The organism is Pseudomonas oplopanacis (genome assembly GCF_057128725.1).
This window is the reverse complement of sequence record NZ_JBSKHV010000016.1, coordinates 62,728-81,332: the sequence shown is the minus strand read 5'-3', so window position 1 is coordinate 81,332 and position 18,605 is coordinate 62,728. Positions and strand designations below refer to the sequence as shown.

Sequence of the window (18,605 nt, the reverse complement as noted above, 5' to 3'; positions counted from 1 at the left end):
CCCCCTCGCCACAGGGGGCTCATCAGCTCCAGTGTTTTGTTGTGCCCGATAAATGTTCTCTTTGTGTGAAGGATTCATCCCATGGCCGTATTGCCAGAACTTGAAGCATTTCTCGAACTCGCCGAGTTCGGCCGGATGACCGGCAAAAGCCGCGCGATGCATGAGCAATCGCCGCAACAGGCGCGGATCGATTTTGAAGCGTCGTCGGGGTTTCTCGATGTGCCGCTGGACACCGTGGTCTGTGAGAATTTCATCATTCCTGCCCGCGACGGTCATAGCCTGTCGGCGCGCTTGTATCGCGACGGGCAAACGGTCCAGGGCTTGCAGCCGGTGGTGTTGTATTTCCATGGCGGCGGCTATGTGGTTGGCAGTCTCGATTCCCACGATGCGTTGTGTCGGCGCCTGGCCTCGCAGGGTGGTTTTGCGTTGCTGACCGTGGATTATCGACTGGCACCGGAGTGGCGTTTCCCGACCCCTGTGCAGGATGCCTGCGACGCCGGCAACTGGCTGGTACGTGAAGGCGCGTCACGAGGGCTGGACGCCAATCGGGTGGCATTGGTCGGTGACAGCGTGGGCGCGACATTGGCCACGGTGTTGTCGATCATCGCGGTGCGCGAGCCTGAGGAACTGGCGTTGAAACCCAAGGCGCAGGTGTTGCTATACCCGGTGACGGATGCAACGACGAAACGCGCCTCGCATCGGGACTTCGCCGAGGGCTATTTGCTGGAAACGCCGACACTGGACTGGTTCTACGCGCATTACGGGCGCACGCCGCAGGACCTCACAGACTGGCGCTGCTCGCCGTTGCTGGCGGCGGATTTATCCGGCGTGGCACCGGCGCTGGTGTACCTGGCCGGGCATGATCCGTTGCATGACGAAGGGCTGGCCTATGCCGAACTGTTGAGTGCGGCGGGTAATGAGGTGACGTTGCTGGAGCAACCGGACATGACCCATGACTTTATGCGCATGGCGGGGTTGTTGGGGGAGGTTGAAGGGATTCACGCGGAAGTGGCGGGGTGGGTGCGTTCCCGGGTGTGAGATGAACTGAAAAAAACCGCCATTCCTGGATCAGGGGTGGCGGTTTTTTTGTGTCTGGCCTGGGGGGCTTTTGGTGAATCCACTATCGCCTTCGCGAGCAGGCTCGCTCCCACATGGATCTTGAGAACACCGCAGATCTCCAGTGGGAGCGAGCCTGCTCGCGAAGGCGGCCTGACATCCAACACAAATCGCCCAGACAAAAAAATACCCGCATCTCGCGACACGGGCATTTTTCATTTCAGCTCACACCTCAGAAATCATACTTCGCCGTGAGCTGCAGGTTGCGCGGCTCGCCGTAGAACGTCGTACCGAAGTTGCCCAGGCCAGACATGTACTTCTTGTCGAAGACGTTGTTGGCGTTGGCGGTGAAGCTCAGGTGGTCGTCGTACTGGTAACGGGTCATCAGGTCCACAAGGGTGTAGCCGCCTTGCTTGAGCAGGGTACTGCCGGCAGTCGGGCTGAAGCTCTGGCCGTAGAACGCGCTCTGCCAGCTGATGCCACCACCGACGGTGAACTGGTCCAGCGCGCCCGGCAGGCGGTAGGTGGTGAAGGTGCGCACGACGTGTTCCGGTTTGCTGGAGGCCAGCGGGAAACCGTAGATACGTTGCTCGTCCTTGTCGCGGGTGCGGGCGTAGGTGTAGCCGGCCGACAGGTTCCAGCCCTCGGCCAGTTCGCCGGCCAGTTCCATTTCCACACCTTTGGTGGTGGCGCCGGAGATGGCTTCATAGACGTCTCGACCGGTGCCTACGTCGGTGGTGACGTACTGGGCAACGTTGTCCTGATTGATCTGGAACAAGGCAAAGGTGGCGTTCAGTTTGCCTTCGAAGTAAGCCGCTTTCAGGCCCGTCTCGTAGCTGTCACCTTCAACCGGGTCGAGGGTCGAGCCGCTGGCGTCCAGGTAGATTTGTGGCTGGTAGATTTTGGTGTAGCTGGCATACACCGAGTACGTATCGTTCAGGTCATAGACCACACCGGCGTACGGCGTGACAACGCCATGTTCCTTGTAGCTGGCATGGGAGTCGGTCTGGGTTGCCCCCGGATAGTACGAGTAATCTTCGTTGTACTTGAAGGTGCTCAAACGGCCGCCGAGGATGAACGACAAGTCGTCGGTCGGACGCAGGCGCGTGGCCATGTAGATACCGTTCTGGCTTTGGGTGCGTTCGTACTTGCCGTTTTTCGGGAATTCCTGTTTCGGCAGGTGACCGTTCCAGTCGAAGATGCTGCCCGGCACCAGTTCGAACGCGCTGGTGTCGTAGGTCGCGCCGGTCTGGCGCGAGTGGGCGGCCATGAAACCGGCGACCAGTTCATGCTCGCGACCCCCCAGCGAGAACGGACCGGAAATGTTCACGTCCCCCGAGTTCTGCACGCGATGACCTTCCCAGCGACCCCAGTACAGGAAGTTGCCTTCGCCCGTGACAGGGTCTGCCGAGCCACCGCTGGCCGAGGCCAGTTGGGTGTCGTGATCGGTGGTTTTCTGGTCGAAGCTGGCCTTGAATTTCCAGCCATTGGCCAGCGCTTGTTCAAGCGAGGCGAAGTACGTCGTGCTGTCGAAATCGCGGCGGCTCCAGTCGGCACCCGGGTTGAAGCTGCGCGAGAAGTCGGTACGGCTGCCGTCGGTGAAGTACGGTGCGTTACCGGTCCAGGTGCTGCCGCGCGGAGTGACGCTGGATTTGTCGATACCAAACGTCAGCAAGGTGTCGTCCGTCAGGTCGGCTTCAAGGACGCCGTAGAAGATATCTTTTTTCTGGCTGTAGTGGTCGATGTACGAGTCTTTGTCCTGATAGGCGCCGACGAAGCGACCCCGTACGTTGCCAGTATCGGTCAGCGAACCGGAGATATCGCCTTCGGTGCGGTAGTTGTCCCAGGAACCGGCGGTGGCGCTGACCGAGGCCTTGAATTCCTTGGTCGGTTTCTTGCGGATCAGGTTGACGGTGGCAGACGGGTCGCCCGCGCCGGTCATCAGGCCGGTAGCGCCTTTGACCACTTCGATGCGGTCGAGGCTGGCCGCGTCGTCGCCGTTGTTCGGGTTTTCACCGTACACGCCGTCGTAGGGAATGTTGACGCCGTCGTACTGGAAGTTGGTGATGGCAAAACCACGGGCGGAAAACTCGGTGCGGTCACTGTCGTACTTCTGCATCGTGACGCCGGGGGTGTTGCGCAAGGCGTCAGACACGCTCTGTACGCCGCGATCGTCCATCTGCTGACGCGTCACCACGGTGACCGATTGCGGGGTTTCACGAATGCTCAGCGGCAGCCCGGTCGCGGAGGCGGTGGCGCCGGTTGTGTACGAACCGGTGTCTTCCGTGGTCAGGCCCAGGGCCTGGCCGGAAATGGTGGTCGCGCCCAGTTGCAGGCCCGAACCGCCACCGGACACCAGGGTCACGGTGTTGCCGTTGATCTGGAAGGAAATGCCGGAGCCTTGCAGCAGTGCCTTCAGGGCATCAGACGGTTCCAGCGAACCGGACACCGCGCGGGACTTGATGCCGGCCACCTGATCCGGGCTGTAGAGGATCTGCAGGTTGGTCTGCATGCCGAGTTCAGTCAGCGCATTGGAAAGCGGCTGGACGGCAATATTCACTTTTACAGGTGCAGCATTGGCCATCGAGCTCCCCAGCAAGGTGGCGGTCAGCAATACGCTTGTAAACAGGGTGCGATGCAAAGTCGGGCGCTGTACGGCCAGCGCGAGAGGTGTGCGGCGTGGTTGAGGTCGCATTACTTACCTGAGCTCCTGAAAAGTGTTGTGCAAAGTTATTGTTAATAAGAATGATTATTAAGACGCGGCGTGGACGTAAAACCGGAAAGAAACCTGAGAAATAAATTTCAGAAAGATGAAATGAGCAGGTTTATTGCGAACCTGTGGCGAGGGATCAGGCAGGGGCCAGCTCGGTAACCACCCGGCCGCTTTCCATGCGCACTAGTTGATCGGCGACGTCGAAATAACGGTCATCATGGGAAATCACGATGATGGTCTTGCCCAGGCGTTTGAGGTCCGGCAGCAGCTCGGTGTAGAAGATCCGGCGGAAGGTCGGGTCCTGATCCGCCGCCCATTCATCGAACACCAGCACCGGCCGCTCCTCCAGCCACGCATTGACCAGCGCCAGGCGTTTGCGCTGGCCGGTGGAGAGGTCGGTGGTGGTGAAATTGCCGTCCTTGACGCTGACCTTGTGCGCGATTTCCAGTCGTTGCAGGTATTTGTTGGCGTCTTCGGGGATGTGCGTATCGCCCTGGACCACGTCATCGAACAGGTAGTAGTCGGCGAAAATCGTGGTGAACAACTGGCGATAATCATCGCGATTCTGCGCGTCGATGGCCTCGCCGTTGACGCTGATCTCGCCCTGCTGCGGTGTGTACAGACCCAGCAGCAGCTTGATCAACGTGGTCTTGCCGCAACCGTTCTCGCCGACGATAAAGGTGATGTCGCCTTGCTTGATCGTCAGGTTGACCGGCCCGAGCTGGAACGGCGCCGCCCCTTCAACGGCCGGGAAAGCGAAACGCACATCGGCCAGTTTCAGTTCGTGCACGGCTTGTTTGACCTGGCCCTGATCGCTCAGCAGCAGATGCGGTTCAGGGGTGGAAAACTGCTCGGACAATTCGGCGATGCGGCGAAAAGCAATCTGCGCCCGGCTGACAATCGGCAGGGTGCTGATCAAGTGTTCCAGCGGGCCTTTCATGTACAGCAGCACCAGCACGAAACCGCTCATCACGGTTTTGTCGGCGCTCGGCCAGAAGGTTTGCAGGGCCAGGGCCAAACCGATCACCACGAAGAACAGCATCGAGCCAAAGGTCTTGGCGATCACGAACGTGTTGATCGAACGCACCTGGGTGTTGCAGATGAATTCGGCGGTGGCCTTGATGCCCGAGACAAACATGCGCTGGCGGCGCGGGCGATGAATGCGCAGTTCCTTGGCGCCTTCAGCAATCGCGTTGTAGTGTTTTTGCAGTTCGTCTTCAGCGTCGCGGGCGGCCATGAAACCCTGCACGCCTTTGCTCTGGGCGTAGGCCTGAATCGCCGTGCCGATCAGGATGGCGGCGACCATGATCAGGAACATCGGCCACGACAGGATCGCCAGGTAACCCATGCAACCGAGGGTCACGGTTACGGAAATCGCCAGTGGGGCGAAGGCGAAAGCGAAATCGCTGATGGTGTCGACGTCGTGGGTCAGCACCGGGATCAGCCGGTGGCTGCGGTAGCGCTCGATCTGTTCGATGGGCGCCGACAGGACTTTTTCGCCCAACTGTTTACGCAGTTTGGCGATGATGTGCTGGCCGACGTAGTTGGTGCCGATGTCCGAGCAGATCGAACTCAGCAGCGCCAGCAGGCACAGGCCGGCGAACAGCGCGACGACGCCTTGGGTCAGGCCGCTGTCCGAATGCAGGGCGTTGTTGATGGTCGCCAGCAAGACCGTGACGCTCAGGCCGCCGACCATGCCCAAAAAAATGGACGCAGCGACGATAAGCCGAAAGGGTTTCAACAGGGCGAACAATTCGCCGATGGCGCCACGGGGAGGCTGGGTCATGGAGGACGGTTCCTTGGGTGGAAAGGCAGATACCCAGTAGAACGTCTGATCGAAGGCTTAATTTAGCGACCACCGACTGATGGTCGTCACACATAACCCTGTGGGAGCGAGCCTGCTCGCGAAAGCGCACTGACATTCAACTTCAATGTCGACTGACACGCCGCCTTCGCGAGCAGGCTCGCTCCCACAGGGGATCTCGGTGATTCTTAGAGATCGCGGACAATGCGAAAGCCGATCCAGTCCCCGCGCTCTTGCGGGTACTGGCTATTGCGGTTGCCGGAGCGCGAGAACACTGGCGCTTCACCCCAGTCATTGCCACGAATGCGCACGGCTTCGCACTTGGCCTCTACCCACGCGCTGCCATCGGTGGGCGCACCGACGTAGTCCGGGTGTTCGCAGTCTTCGACCCATTCGTACACGTTGCCATGCATGTCGTACATGCCGAAGGCGTTCGGCGGGTAGCTGCCCACGGGCGAGCTGTAGCTGTAACCGTCGGCCGGGCCGTAGGTGTTGGCGTGCCTGGCGATGCTGTATTCCTTGCCCTCATCGAAGGGGAAGGGGAATGGGCCCTTGGTGCCGCCCCGCGCGGCGTATTCCCGTTGGGCCTCGCTGACCATGCGGTACGTCTGCCCGGTTTTTTTCGACAGCCAGGCGACGTAGTTTTTGACGTCGTCGAAGTTCATGCACACCGCAGGCTGGCGCGGTGTCTGCGGATAACGCGGTTTGCTGGCGACGCATTCGCGGCCCGGCCGGGTATCGCCATTGGCAATGATCACGCCGCTCTCGCGCACATAGCTGTCCCATTCACCGGCGGTGACCTGGAAGCGGCTCATGGCGAACGGCTTGGCGAAGGTCACGTCGTGCATCGGGCCTTCATCGGGCTCGCGACCGACTTCATCGTCCGGCGTGCCCATGGTGAAGGTGCCGGCGGGCAGCACCACCATTTCCGGGCAGTCGCGGCAGTCCTTGAATACTTTGCCGGGCGGCGGTGCGGCGGCGGCCTGGGCGCCTCCGATCATAAGTGCGGTCAGGGCCAGGGCCTTGAACGGCAGGGTCAATTGATCTCGGTTCATGAGTCATCTCGAGTAAAGAAAAATCGGGGTGCTATGGTGAGCTGGCTTACCTGTGGCGAGGGGGCTTGCCCCCGTTGGGTCGCGAAGCGGCCCCCTGCGTCCTTTCAGACAAACCGAGCTGCCTGGATTTACGACTGCTCCGCAGCCGAACGGGGGCAAGCCCCCTCGCCACAGGTAATCCCAATCTCCACAGGGATCAGCGTCATGCGGTTTTGTTCAGCAGGGCCATGAAGCGGTCGATCTGTTCTTCGGTGTTGAGCAAACCCGGCGCAATCCGAATCACCGGGCCGACATCGCGCTCCACCGAGTCGCAGACCACGCGGTTTTCCATCAACCCGGCGGCGACTTTTTCGCAGTCGCGGTCCTTGATGCGGAAGAAGGTGAAACCGGCGGACAGGTCCGGGCTCTTTGGCGTGACCAGTTCGATCTGCGGGTTTTCCAGCAAGCGGTTTTTCGCATAGGTATTGAGCGCATGAATCCGCGCCTGCACCTCGGCCTTGCCCAGTTCCAGGTGCAACTTGAACGCCTCGTCCAGCGCCCAGCGGTGTTCAAAACTGTGATAACCGCCGGGGGTCATGATGGTCGAGAAGGTGGTGGCTTCGGAGAACGTCGGAATGGTCGGCGTGACGTCCTTGAGCTCGGCGGAACGGGCGCAGATGATCCCGGTGCCGCGCGGGCCGAACATCCATTTGTGGGTGCCGGCAATGAAGAAGTCGCAATGCATGTCGGGGAAGTCGAGGTCTTCGACGCCAAAACCGAGCACACCGTCGACCACATACAGAATGCGGTCCTTGTCGTCGCGGTTGCGGTTTTGTTCTTCCACCAGTTTGCCGATCTCGCCAATCGGCAGTTTCACGCCACTGCCCGATTGCACCCAGGTCATGCCCAGCACGCGGGTATTCGGGCGGATGCCTTTGGCGATGGAACCGAGCACTTCGTCGACGGACACGTCGCGGCTGTTCTCGAACAACTTGAGCTTGCGCACCTTGACCCCGTCCTTTTGCTGACGGTAATCCAGCGCGTAGTTGGTGGCGTAGTGTTCGTGTTCGGTGGTGAGGATTTCCTGATCCGGGCGCACATGGATGCCGCCGTAGATCAGCGACAAGCCTTCGGTGGTGCTGCCGGTGAGGGCGATCTGCTCAGGCTTGGCCTTGAGGTAACGCCCGGCCCAGACGCGCACGTCCTGTTCGCGTTTTTCCGTTTCGCCGAGGTCCCAGTCCATCGCCCGGCCGGGGTTGCGGTCGAGGTTGGCGCGGTGCCGCTCGATGGCCTCGCGCACCGGTCGCGGGTGCGACGTCACCAGAAAGTTGGCGAAGTGCAAATAGTCCGGGTCCTGATCGAACAGCTGGCGCAATTGCGCCCACTTGTCCTTGGGCAGCGGCTGCGCCGTGGCAGCCCGTGCCGGCAACATCACAGCGCTGCTCAGGGGCAGGCCGGCTGCGAGAATCCCGGCCTGCTTGAGGAATGAACGACGGTTGGTCATCAGCAAGGTTCGCTTTTGCAAAGGAATTTCAGTTTTTCGCCAGCGGCCGGGAAGACTTCTGCACCTGGTCCCAGACCCGCAGGAAATTGCCGCCCCACAGCTTGGCGATGTCGGCCTCGCTGTAGCCGCGACTGATCAGTTCGGCGGTGACGTTGCGGGCTTCGCTGACATCCTTCCAGCCCTCGAGGCCGCCGCCGTCGTTGAAGTCGGAGCTGATGCCGACGTGGTCGATGCCGATTTTCTTCACCGCGTAATCAATCGCGTCGCCGTAGTCCTTGAGCGTGGCTTTCGGTTCTTCGTCGACAATCGCGTAGAGCTGGCTGGCGTATTCGCCGAAGCGCTGCTCGGACCAGACGGTGATCACCGGGTCGCCGGGCATCAGCGCCATCTCCAGGCCTTGCAACGGTTGCAGGTCGAAGCGGGCGCGCAGGGCGTTGAGTTTGTCCTGGGTGGTTTGGCTCAAGGGGCGGATGTAGGTCGGGAAGCCGACAATCTGCACCACGCCGCCGCTGTTCTTGATCAGTTGCATTTCCTGGTCGCTGAGGTTGCGCGGGATGTCCACCAGCGCACGCGGCGCCGAGTGCGAGGCGACCATCGGTGTGCGGCTCAATTGCGCGACTTGCTCCAGGGCCTTGGTCGACATCTGCGAGACGTCGATGATCACGCCGAGGTCGTTGAGGCGGTGCACGGCTTGTTTGCCGATGTCCGACAGGCCGCCGAGGGCATCGCGCGAGTCATTGAAAAACGGCAGTGGGCGCGACGAGTCGGCCCAGGCGTTGTTGCCCACGTAATTGAAACCGAACATGCGCATGCCACGGGCGGCCCACGTGTCCAGGGCGTTGAGGTCGTTGCCCAGCGGGTAGGCGTTGAGCATGCTCATGAACACCGCGAACTTGCCTTCGCCGTGCAGGCGCCGGAAGTCGTCGGGGGTGTAGGCGATGGCGACCTGGTTGGGGAAATCGCGAACCATGGCGCTGATGATTTTGTAGCGGGTTTCCTGCTCGAACCGGGCTTCGTCGACGAAACCGGCAGTGGGGCGGTGCGGAGCGTTGGCGCCGTTCCAGATTTCCGGCCAGCCGAAGATGGTCAGGGCTGCGCCGGACAGGCGTCCGCGCCCGGTCTTGACCAGGTCGAACTGGCCGCTGCCCTCCTTGTCGGCTTCGTTGCCAGCGGTGCCGAAGTCCAGCGGCACAGTGACGTGGCTGTCGAACGAGAGGATGCGCGTTTGCAGGTCATCGGCCTGTTGCATCACCTTGACCGGGTAACCAGGGTTGTCCTTGAACCAGTGATCCCAGGCGGCATAGCCGGCACCGATGCTGATGGCCAGCGCCAGGGGCAGGCCGAGGTACAGCGCCTTTTTTGAACGTGGTTTTTTCATGTTCATCTCAGTCAGGTCCGTTGCCCCGGTGTGGGGGCTTTGCTATCTGGGATGGACGAGTGGCTGATCCGATAATTTAGGTGTATCTGCCGGCTTGCTCCGGGCGGCGTTCCGACGAAGCTTTTAAATTTTCAGAGAGGGAGAACGTTCTAGCTTGGATAAAGCCTGCTTCATGGCTGACACAGGTAGGGCAATGACGATTTCTCGACGATGGTTCATGGCAGGCCTGGCGCTGACCGGCGCTGCCGTGCCTGCGGCTTTTTATGGGCATCGCGAATGGACGAAAGCGGATCCGACGATCACCCCCAGCGAAGCTTCATTTGATGTGGCGGATGTTGCTGGCCAACGGCTGGCGGACACGCTGCGGGGCGTCTGGCAGATTCGTTTTGAAGGGCGTGACGCCGGGATTGAAGGGTTGCCTCGTGACGGTCTGGAAGTGTTTCTGGATGTCGGCCACAAAGGACGCGGCCTGATCGGCTATCTCGACACGGCCGAGCGTTTGCGTTCAAACGAAACTCCGCGCTACCGGGTGCTGGGTGATCTGGCCGATGCCAAAGCGGCGCAATTGAGTTGGCGACTGGTCAGTGCCGACGCGGCCAACGGCACCCCCGATTACGAATTCAGCATGACCCTGGACGAAGTCTGGGCCGGTTTCGGCAATGCCGGCAGCGGCACCCTCAGCGGTCGCGTATTGAACCTTGATCGGCCGCTGATGATGACCGCGCAGGACAACCGCTTCATCGCGGTCAAACGCGTATTTCCGGAAGCCCGCGAGCGCACCGGGCTGAATGCGCCGCTGCTGGCCTGGTTGATTTCCCCCGAGCACCGGCTGTTTCACCAGCTCTGGCATGCCTCGCGGGACAAATGGCACACCTTGGCCGAAGACAAACGCAATGCCCTGCGTGGCCTCGGCTGGCAACCGGGTCCGCGTGACAAGGAACGCGATGCTCGCGGTGCGCGCAAGGATCGCAACGGTTCGGGCGTGGATTTTTTCTTCATGCACCGGCACATGCTTGGCACCGCGCGGTCGATGCAGGACCTGCCGTCGTGGCAGCACTTTCCGTTGCCGCAACCGGAACTGGCCCGTGACCGCATCGGCTTCGCTCATTACTGCGACAACCACGACGGCACCGCGCTGCCGCCGACGTGGCTGGCCGACGACGATGCCGAATATTCGCAATGGGTCAGCGATATCAAGACTGCCGAGACTTATCACAGCAATTTCCAGGTCTGGGAGTCGCGCTACCGCGACCCGCGTTACCTGTCGAAGCTGACCCTGGGGCAGTTCGGTTCAGAGGTTGAATTGGGTCTGCACGACTGGCTGCACATGCGCTGGGCCTCGGTGCCGCGTGATCCGTCCAACGGCCATCCGGTGCCGTTCGCCCGGGATCCCTCAGACTTCTCCGCCCGCTGGTTTGCACCTGAAAACGACTTCCTCGGTGATCCGTTTTCATCCCATGTGAACCCGGTGTTCTGGCATTTCCATGGCTGGATCGATGATCGACTGGAAGACTGGTTTCGCGCGCATGAACGCTTTCATCCGGGGGAGGTGAGTCGGCTGGAGGTCAATGGCGTGGCGTGGTTTGCGCCGGGGCGTTGGGTGGAGGTCGATGATCCGTGGCTCGGGCCGAGCACCCACGGTTGCAGCACCACGCCGGGGTTGCAGGCGGGCAAGTCGGTGGAGATGGACCCGGAAACCATGAAGCTGGCGTTGCGGATCACGTTTGGCGAGGATGAGAAGAAGCTCGCTGACTTGTTCAGGAAAGTGCCGCAGCGGCCCTGGTATGCGCGACATTTAAAGGCTAAGCCCCTTACCAGTTAATCAGTTACTGCGCGTTATCGTTCATCGCGAGCAAGCTCGGCTCCCACAGGTTATGTGTCTTGCCTAAATCATGTGGCACACATAATCCCTGTGGGAGCGAGCCTGCTCGCGAAGGCGGCCGAACAGATACAGCCATCACAAAGTTTGCCACCCCCCACCCAGTGCCTTGTACAGCGCAATACTCGCCTGCAACCGCGACAACCGCAGCTGCACATTCAAATCCTGCGCCGCATACAGCGTGCGTTGTGTCTCCAGCACCGTCAGCAAATCCTCGGCCCCGGCCTGATAGCGGCTCTGCGCAATATCGAACGCGGTTTGCGCCTGCTTCAGTTCTTCACCTTGCCATTGCCGCTGTTCATCCAGCCCACGAATGCTGTTCAGCGCTTTTTCCACGTCGGCGAAACCGTTGATGATCGCGCCGCGATAGGTCTCCAGCAGTTCCTGCTGGCGGGCCGTGGCCTTGTCGCGTTCGGCCCCCAGGCGTCCGTTGTTGAACACCGGCGCAAGCAACCCGGCGGTGAGGTTGTAGAACGGACTGCGCAGAATGTCCGATGCGCGATCCGCGCCCGAGCCGATTTCGGCGCTCAACGTCACGGTCGGCAACATCGCGGCGCGGGCCACGGTGACATCCGCCTGCGCTGCCGCCAGTTGCGCCTCGGCACAGGCAATGTCCGGACGACGGCTGATCAGTTCGCTGGGCAGGCCGGCGCCAATGGTCGGCCATGACAGCTGATCAAAGTGTTCCTGACCCAATGCCAGCGCCTGCACCGGTCGGCCGAGCAGGGCGGCAAGGCTGATCGACGCGTCCTGCGCCTGTTGCTGCACCAGCGGCAATTGCCGTTGTTGCGCGGCGACCAGGCTTTTCTGCTGCGCCAGTTCCAGCGCTGTCGCCGAGCCTGAATCAAACCGCGTCTGCACCAGTTTCAACACGTTCTGCGCATTCGCCAGGTTCAACTCGGCGATGCGGCTCTGTTCACGCAACGACAGGGTTTGCGCGTAGGCGCTGGCAACACTGCTGAGCAGCGTCAGTTCCACCGTGGCCTGATCGAACTGGCTGGCCTGCAGGGCAAATTGCGCGCTGTCGCGGGAAGCACGCTGGCCGCCCCAGAAATCGACTTCGTAGCTGGCGCTGAGGTTGGCGTTGAAATAGTCCACGGCGCTGTTGTCGCTGTCGGCATCGAGTTGGCTATAGCCATTGCCGCGCAGCAGTTTCTGGCGGTTGGCATTCAACCCGGCCGTGACCTGCGGCAGTTGCGAACCGCCGGCCACCACCGTTTCCGCCCGGGCCTGACGCACCCTGGCGATGGCTGCAGCCAGATCGAAACTGCCGATTCGCGCCTGTTCGACCAGTCTGTCCAACTGCGGGCTGCCGAACTGCGTCCACCATTGCGGGTTGTTGCGCGCGGCGTCTTGCGTGTGGGGTGATTGCCAGGAAACGGGTGCCTCAATACCGGCGTCCGGGCGCTGGGCGGGCGTGCCACACGCGCTGAGCAACAGGCAGAGCGTCAACAGACTGAGTTGCGGCTTCATGGAGAAATCATTCACTGGTAAGGGCCGTGACCGGGTCGAGTCGGGCAGCTTTGCGGGCCGGCATGAAGCCGAAGACAACACCGGTGACCAAGGCGCAGCCGAAGGCGCCAAGCACCGCTATCAAGGAAAATGCGACAGCGACTTCACTGAGAATCAACACACCGCCGACGATCAGCGCCAGGGCAATCCCGGCCAGCCCGCCGACCACCGAGAGCATTACCGCCTCGGTCAGAAACTGGCGCAGGATGTCGCGCTGCCGGGCGCCGGTGGCCATGCGGATACCGATCTCGCGGGTGCGCTCGCGCACGGTCATCAGCATGATGTTCATCACGCCGATGCCGCCCACCAGCAAGGAAATCGCGGCAATCGAGCCGAGCATCAGCGACAGGGTGTTCTGCGTGCGCGCTTCGGCCTGGATCATTGCCGCGTTGTTGGTCAGTTCGAAATCCTTCTTGCCGTTGTGCAGGCGCAGCATCAATTGCTCGATGGCTGTTTCGGTCTCCTTGACCTTGCGCGCGTCGGCGGCGGCGATGGCCACGTATTCCGGAGTGTGCGTGCCGAACAGCCGCACGCTGGCGGCGGAGTAGGGAATGGCGATGCGGTCGTCGCTGTCGGAGTCGCCAGAGCTGGCGCCTTTTTCCGCGAGCACGCCGACCACCTGAAACGGCACGTTTTCGATCAGGATGTATTGGCCAATCGGGTTGGCCACATCCTTGAGCAGTTTGGTCCGCACCTTGTGGCCGATCACCGCGACCGCCGCCGCGTTTCGCTCATCGGCCTCGGTGAAGTAGCTGCCTTCGACCACCGGCCAGTTGAAGATCGCCGGGAAGTTGGTGTCGTTGCCGCCGACGTAGCTCAAGTGGTCGAGGTTGCCGAAACGAACCCCGGCTTCCTGGCCATTGACTGGCATGATCCGCATCACTTGCGGCAGGCTGGCCACCGCCGCGACGTCATCGAGGGTGACGATGCCCGGCGCAGTACGCGGATTCGGCGCCGAGCCGCTGAGGTAAATGATGTTCGAACCGAAGGCGCCCATCTGTGCCATGACCTGGCGCTTGCTGCCTTCGCCGACGGCGAGCATCACCACCACCGAGGCCACGCCGATGATGATCCCGAGCAGCGTCAGCGCGGTGCGGAAGCGATTGATCCACATCACCCGCCACGCCGCTTGCACCGCGTCAATCAATTCGCCTTTCCACGCGCCGGTGGCTTCGGCGCCTTCGCTCAGGCGCTTGCGCAGGTCCACGGCTTGCAGCGCGCCGGGGTTGGCTGAGGTCTGGGCCTGAGGGTTATCGCGGGCGCTGTCGCTGATGATCAGGCCGTCGCGGATTTCGATGATGCGTTTGGCCCGGGCCGCGACTTCGCGGTCGTGGGTGATCAGGATCACTACGTGGCCCTGGCTCGCCAGTTCATCGAGCAGGGTCATGACCTCGGCGCCGCTGTGGCTGTCGAGGGCGCCGGTGGGTTCGTCGGCGAGGATGATGTGGCCGCCGTTCATCAGGGCGCGGGCGATGGACACCCGTTGTTGCTGGCCGCCAGAGAGTTGATGCGGGCGATTGCCGGTGCGCGAGGCCAGACCGAGACGGTCGAGCAGCGCGGCGGCGCGGGCGTGACGTTCGGCCGCCGGCAAGCCTGCGTAGATGGCCGGCATCTCGACGTTTTCCTGGGCCGAGCCGGACGGAATCAGGTGATACCCTTGGAACACAAAGCCGAAGGCTTCACGGCGTAGCCAGGCCAGTTCATCACTGTCGAGGCCGGCGACGTTTTCCCCGGCGAAGCGGTATTCGCCCGATGTCGGGCGGTCGAGGCAGCCGAGAATGTTCATCAGCGTCGACTTCCCGGACCCGGAGGCGCCGACAATCGCCACGAACTCCCCGGCATGGATCGACAGGTCGATACCGCGCAACACATGCACTTCGGGAGCGTCACCGCCGCCGTAGGCTTTGCGAATGTCGTGCAGGTCGATCAGGGGCGTCTGCATTCAGCCGCCACTCCCGTCAGCCGGGCCGATCAGCAGGTGATCGCCTTCGCGCAGGCCATCGAGGATCTGCACCCGCAGGCGATCACTGATGCCGGTGCGCACTTCACGCGACTCGATGCTGCCGTTTTTGGCCACGACTTGTGCGGTTTGAGTGTCCGGTTCCGCGCCACCTTGCAACGCGGCAATGGGCGCGGTGAGGACGTTTTTTGCCTGGTCGGACACGAAAAACACCTGCGTCGTCATCTCTGCCATCAGCGCGTTGTCGGCGTTATCGACGTCGAGCAACACGGTGTACAGCACCACGCGGGCGCTGCCACTTTTGCTCGAACTGGCCGGGCTGCCGCCGCCCTGGCTGGTCTGGTCGAGTGGCTTGGGTGGTACGGGCAGGATCTGCCGCACCGTGCTGCTCCAACGACGATTGCCACCGCTGAGGGTGGTGAACCAGGCGTTCATGCCGGGTTTGACGTGGCCGATGTCGGCTTCCGAGACTTCGGCCCACACGGTCATCGGCGACAGTTTGGCGATGCGCAGAATCAGCGGCGTTTGCTGTTGCGCATTCAGCGTCTGGCCTTCACGAGCGTCGAGGGCGACCACCGTTCCGGACATGGGCGCATAGATTCGCGTGTAACCGAGCTCGGCCTGATCGCTGCGCAGGCTGGCTTCGGCCTGGCGGATCTGCGCCTGGAACATGTCGATACGCGCCTGGGTGGCGCGCAGTTCGGCCTGGGCGGTTTGCACGTCTTCTTCGCGGGTGGCGCCACCGGCCTTGAGGTTCTGCTGGCGCTGGTATTTCTGCCGTGCGAGTTCGTGCAGGGCCCGTTGCTCCTGGAGCTGGGCCTTGAGGTTTTCGATGGAGAAACGCCCGGCATCGAGCTTGGCCTGTTGCGTGGACGGATCGATTTCCACCAACAATTGACCTTCCTTGACCACGTCGCCGACCTCCACATGAATTTTGTGGATCTGCCCGGAAGCCTGGGCGCCGACGTCGACATAACGTCGGGGTTGCAGGGTGCCCAACGCGGTGACGCTGCTTTCGATGTCGCCCCGGCTGACGGTCACGGTGGCGAACCTGTCGCGGCCGGGCGGAATGATTTGCCAGGCGGCGACGGCGATAACGGGGATCAGGCTAAGTGCTACAAGCAGGGCGCGTCGGGTGTGTCGGGGACGTTTCATGCAGGGTTCCGGCCAATGGGTATCGGCCCGTCGTTCAACCTGCGCGCAGCTAACAGCGACAGCCGAGAGAGACGGGGAGCTGTCCTGTAAACGAGGAATGGTGCGGGGAATTTAGGTGCGGACACATAGGGTTACACCTGTAGCTCATGACTATTTGTGCGACAAGGACAAGCAGCACTTTAAATCTATATGAGAATTACTATAAATTACGCACCTCGAACTGCCACTATCGTGCCACTGCCTATTTCGGCGGTCGACGAGGGGGCTCAAGGACAGAAACCGCACCCGTGCGGCCGGGAGTCATGTTGGAAAACTACTATCGCGAGCTGGTGTGTTTCCTGAACGCCAAGCTAGGCAACCGTCAGGTGGCCGAAGATGTGGTGCATGACGCGTATGTGCGGGTCCTGGAGCGTTCCAGCGACACGCCCATCGAGCAGCCCCGGGCGTTTCTGTATCGCACCGCGCTCAATCTGGTGATCGACGACCATCGGCGCAATGCCCTGCGTCAGGTCGAGTCGCTGGACGTGCTCGACACCGAAGAACGCTACTTCACGCCATCCCCGCACAACTGCCTCGATCACGGCCAGCGCCTGCAGATGCTCCAGCGTGCCCTGGCGGAACTGCCACGGCTGTGTCGTGAGAGTTTTCTGTTGCGCAAGATCGAAGGCATGTCCCACCCGGAGATCGCCGAACAACTGGGCATTTCGCGGGCCCTGGTGGAAAAGCACATCGTCAATGCAATGAAGCATTGCCGGGTGCGGATGCGTCAGTGGGATGCCCATTGATCCCCGCCGATTAAATTTTATTTCACTGTCCTCGTTCCTACTCAACAGACGACCTGCTGTCCTGCCCAAGGCCGGTCAGGTCACTTAGGCTTACTCCCCATCTGTTGAGGGGTTCATCCAGAGGACACTGGAAATGACACAGGCAATTGCATCGCCCATCGTTCACGACCTGATCGGCGTCGGTTTCGGCCCTTCGAACCTGGCGCTGGCCATCGCTTTGCAAGAGCGCGGGCCAATCCAGGGCGAGCTGGATGTTCTGTTTCTCGACAAGCAGGCGGACTACCGCTGGCACGGCAACACCCTGGTGACCCAGAGCGAACTGCAGATCTCGTTCCTCAAGGACCTGGTGACGCTGCGCAATCCGACCAGCCCGTATTCCTTCGTCAACTACCTCAAGCATCACGGTCGCCTGGTGGACTTCATCAACCTCGGCACCTTCTATCCGTGCCGCATGGAGTACAACGACTACCTGCGCTGGGTCGCTGCGCAATTCGAATCGCAGAGCCGTTATGGCGAAGAAGTGCTGACCATCGAGCCGGTGCTGCACAGCCAGCAGGTCGAAGCGCTGCGGGTGATCTCGCGCGATGCCCAAGGGCAGCAACACGTGCGAACCACCCGTTCAGTGGTGGTCAGCGCGGGCGGTACGCCGCGCATTCCGGAGGCGTTCAAGGCGTTGAAGGATGACGCACGCGTGTTCCACCACTCGCAGTACCTGGCGCAAATGGCCAAGCAACCGTGCGTGAACAATCAACCGATGAGCATTGCGATCATCGGTGGTGGGCAGAGCGCGGCGGAAGCGTTCATCGATCTGAACGACAGCTTCCCCTCGGTGCAGGTCGACATGATCCTGCGCGGCTCGGCGCTGAAACCGGCGGATGACAGCCCGTTCGTCAACGAAGTGTTCTCGCCGGAGTTCACCGACCTGGTGTTCCAGCAAGCCCACAGCGAGCGCGAACGCCTGGTCAATGAGTACCACAACACCAATTATTCGGTGGTGGACATCGACCTGATCGAACGCATCTACGGCATCTTCTATCGCCAGAAAGTCTCGGGTATTGCACGCCACGCGTTCCGCACCCTGACCACGATCGAAAAAGCCACGGCCACTGAACACGGCATCGAGTTGGCGGTGCGCAACAACGCCACCGGCGAAGTCACGGTTCGTCTATACGACGCCGTGGTATTGGCCACCGGTTACGAGCGGCAGATGCACCGCAAACTGCTGGCGCCGCTGGAGCAGTACCTGGGTGATTTCGAGGTGGATCGCAACTACAAACTGATCACTGATGAGCGCTGCAAGGCCGGCATTTATATGCAGGGCTTCTGCCAGGCGAGCCATGGGTTGAGCGACACGCTGTTGTCGATCCTGCCGATTCGGGCGGATGAGATTGCCGGCTCGTTGTATGAGCATGGCAAGAACCGTGGGCACAGCCGTTCGGTGGTGGACTTGTTGTTAGCGACTGCCAGCTAATTTTCGTCGCCTTATCGGCCGCCTTCGTCGGAACGCCGCCCGGAGCAGGCTCGCTCCCACATGGGTCCAGTGAACACAGGTCCATAGTGGGAGCGAGCCTGCTCGCGAAGGGGCCCTTGAGAACACCACAAAATGTTAAAGCTGAACCCTTCCTGAAGAACCCCGCGATTCCCCCACCGCACGCCGTTCCTTCGTTTACTCTGCATAAATCGCGGCGTAAGCTTCGCGCGTTTTCATCAATAGCGGAGACCCACAGTGGGTACTTGTTCGAGTGACAGTAGTCGGCCGGTTTCAGTAACCGGCACCTTCTCGGCAAGATAACGCGCAGCTTTTTTGTGCCGTTGTCTCGCCGTA

At 61.5% G+C, this 18,605-nt stretch carries 12 protein-coding genes; 4 read left to right on the top strand and 8 right to left on the bottom strand.

Annotated features, from left to right (window positions below):
* The first annotated feature begins 81 nt into the window (after window positions 1-81).
* Window positions 82-1,038 carry an alpha/beta hydrolase gene (locus tag ACWKV5_RS25315; protein WP_483843484.1) on the top strand — a complete coding sequence of 319 codons (957 nt, stop codon included), beginning with the start codon at window positions 82-84 and terminating at the stop codon, window positions 1,036-1,038.
* A gap of 250 nt (window positions 1,039-1,288) precedes the next feature.
* On the opposite strand, the gene ACWKV5_RS25310 is transcribed toward ACWKV5_RS25315, so the two are convergent.
* The 5 genes from ACWKV5_RS25310 to pvdM all read right to left on the bottom strand — a co-directional run bounded on the left by ACWKV5_RS25310 (window position 1,289) and on the right by pvdM (window position 9,489).
* Window positions 1,289-3,751, bottom strand: coding sequence for a TonB-dependent siderophore receptor (locus ACWKV5_RS25310; RefSeq protein WP_483843483.1), 2,463 nt, complete (start codon window positions 3,749-3,751; stop codon window positions 1,289-1,291).
* Between the two features lie 154 nt (window positions 3,752-3,905).
* Window positions 3,906-5,555: a cyclic peptide export ABC transporter gene (locus ACWKV5_RS25305; RefSeq protein ID WP_483843482.1), complete on the bottom strand. Its 1,650-nt coding sequence runs from the start codon at window positions 5,553-5,555 to the stop codon at window positions 3,906-3,908.
* Between the two features lie 206 nt (window positions 5,556-5,761).
* Window positions 5,762-6,628: a dihydropyoverdine dehydrogenase gene (gene pvdO, locus ACWKV5_RS25300; RefSeq protein WP_483843481.1), complete on the bottom strand. Its 867-nt coding sequence runs from the start codon at window positions 6,626-6,628 to the stop codon at window positions 5,762-5,764.
* A gap of 202 nt (window positions 6,629-6,830) precedes the next feature.
* Window positions 6,831-8,111, bottom strand: coding sequence for a pyoverdine-tailoring periplasmic protein PvdN (gene pvdN / locus ACWKV5_RS25295; protein WP_483843480.1), 1,281 nt, complete (start codon window positions 8,109-8,111; stop codon window positions 6,831-6,833).
* A gap of 28 nt (window positions 8,112-8,139) precedes the next feature.
* The gene (gene pvdM / locus ACWKV5_RS25290; RefSeq protein ID WP_483843479.1) at window positions 8,140-9,489 is read right to left on the bottom strand and encodes a pyoverdine-tailoring dipeptidase-like protein PvdM; all 1,350 of its coding nucleotides are present in this window, start codon (window positions 9,487-9,489) and stop codon (window positions 8,140-8,142) included.
* 193 nt (window positions 9,490-9,682) lie between these two features.
* Here pvdM and pvdP point away from each other — a divergent pair, with 193 nt between their 5' ends.
* Window positions 9,683-11,311 (top strand): pyoverdine maturation tyrosinase PvdP, encoded by a 1,629-nt coding sequence (gene pvdP, locus ACWKV5_RS25285; protein ID WP_483843478.1) that lies wholly within the window; start codon window positions 9,683-9,685, stop codon window positions 11,309-11,311.
* 135 nt (window positions 11,312-11,446) lie between these two features.
* On the opposite strand, the gene ACWKV5_RS25280 is transcribed toward pvdP, so the two are convergent.
* From ACWKV5_RS25280 to ACWKV5_RS25270, 3 genes are read right to left on the bottom strand one after another with little or no spacing between them, the layout of a single operon-like run.
* Complete coding sequence (locus ACWKV5_RS25280; protein WP_483843477.1) at window positions 11,447-12,841, bottom strand: efflux transporter outer membrane subunit; 1,395 nt, start codon at window positions 12,839-12,841, stop codon at window positions 11,447-11,449.
* Between the two features lie 7 nt (window positions 12,842-12,848).
* Window positions 12,849-14,822 carry a MacB family efflux pump subunit gene (locus ACWKV5_RS25275; protein WP_483843476.1) on the bottom strand — a complete coding sequence of 658 codons (1,974 nt, stop codon included), beginning with the start codon at window positions 14,820-14,822 and terminating at the stop codon, window positions 12,849-12,851.
* The gene (locus tag ACWKV5_RS25270) at window positions 14,823-15,995 is read right to left on the bottom strand and encodes an efflux RND transporter periplasmic adaptor subunit (RefSeq protein ID WP_483843475.1); all 1,173 of its coding nucleotides are present in this window, start codon (window positions 15,993-15,995) and stop codon (window positions 14,823-14,825) included.
* 302 nt (window positions 15,996-16,297) lie between these two features.
* Here ACWKV5_RS25270 and ACWKV5_RS25265 point away from each other — a divergent pair, with 302 nt between their 5' ends.
* Together ACWKV5_RS25265 and ACWKV5_RS25260 are read left to right on the top strand one after the other, a co-directional pair.
* A complete protein-coding gene (locus tag ACWKV5_RS25265; RefSeq protein ID WP_483843474.1) occupies window positions 16,298-16,780 on the top strand; it encodes a sigma-70 family RNA polymerase sigma factor in 483 nt (160 codons plus the stop codon).
* Between the two features lie 133 nt (window positions 16,781-16,913).
* Entirely contained in the window at window positions 16,914-18,251 is a 1,338-nt protein-coding gene (locus tag ACWKV5_RS25260; RefSeq protein WP_483843473.1) for a lysine N(6)-hydroxylase/L-ornithine N(5)-oxygenase family protein, read from the top strand.
* The last annotated feature ends 354 nt before the right edge of the window (window positions 18,252-18,605 follow it).

Bases quoted from the DNA above. Each gene is read 5' to 3' on its own strand.
- ACWKV5_RS25265 (WP_483843474.1), top strand. From the start codon at position 16,298: ATGTTGGAAAACTACTATCGCGAGCTGGTGTGTTTCCTGAACGCCAAG.
- pvdM (WP_483843479.1), bottom strand. From the start codon at position 9,489: ATGAAAAAACCACGTTCAAAAAAGGCGCTGTACCTCGGCCTGCCCCTG.
- ACWKV5_RS25275 (WP_483843476.1), bottom strand. From the start codon at position 14,822: ATGCAGACGCCCCTGATCGACCTGCACGACATTCGCAAAGCCTACGGC.
- ACWKV5_RS25315 (WP_483843484.1), top strand. From the start codon at position 82: ATGGCCGTATTGCCAGAACTTGAAGCATTTCTCGAACTCGCCGAGTTC.
- pvdN (WP_483843480.1), bottom strand. From the start codon at position 8,111: ATGACCAACCGTCGTTCATTCCTCAAGCAGGCCGGGATTCTCGCAGCC.
- ACWKV5_RS25270 (WP_483843475.1), bottom strand. From the start codon at position 15,995: ATGAAACGTCCCCGACACACCCGACGCGCCCTGCTTGTAGCACTTAGC.
- ACWKV5_RS25280 (WP_483843477.1), bottom strand. From the start codon at position 12,841: ATGAAGCCGCAACTCAGTCTGTTGACGCTCTGCCTGTTGCTCAGCGCG.
- ACWKV5_RS25305 (WP_483843482.1), bottom strand. From the start codon at position 5,555: ATGACCCAGCCTCCCCGTGGCGCCATCGGCGAATTGTTCGCCCTGTTG.
- ACWKV5_RS25260 (WP_483843473.1), top strand. From the start codon at position 16,914: ATGACACAGGCAATTGCATCGCCCATCGTTCACGACCTGATCGGCGTC.
- ACWKV5_RS25310 (WP_483843483.1), bottom strand. From the start codon at position 3,751: ATGCGACCTCAACCACGCCGCACACCTCTCGCGCTGGCCGTACAGCGC.
- pvdP (WP_483843478.1), top strand. From the start codon at position 9,683: ATGACGATTTCTCGACGATGGTTCATGGCAGGCCTGGCGCTGACCGGC.
- pvdO (WP_483843481.1), bottom strand. From the start codon at position 6,628: ATGAACCGAGATCAATTGACCCTGCCGTTCAAGGCCCTGGCCCTGACC.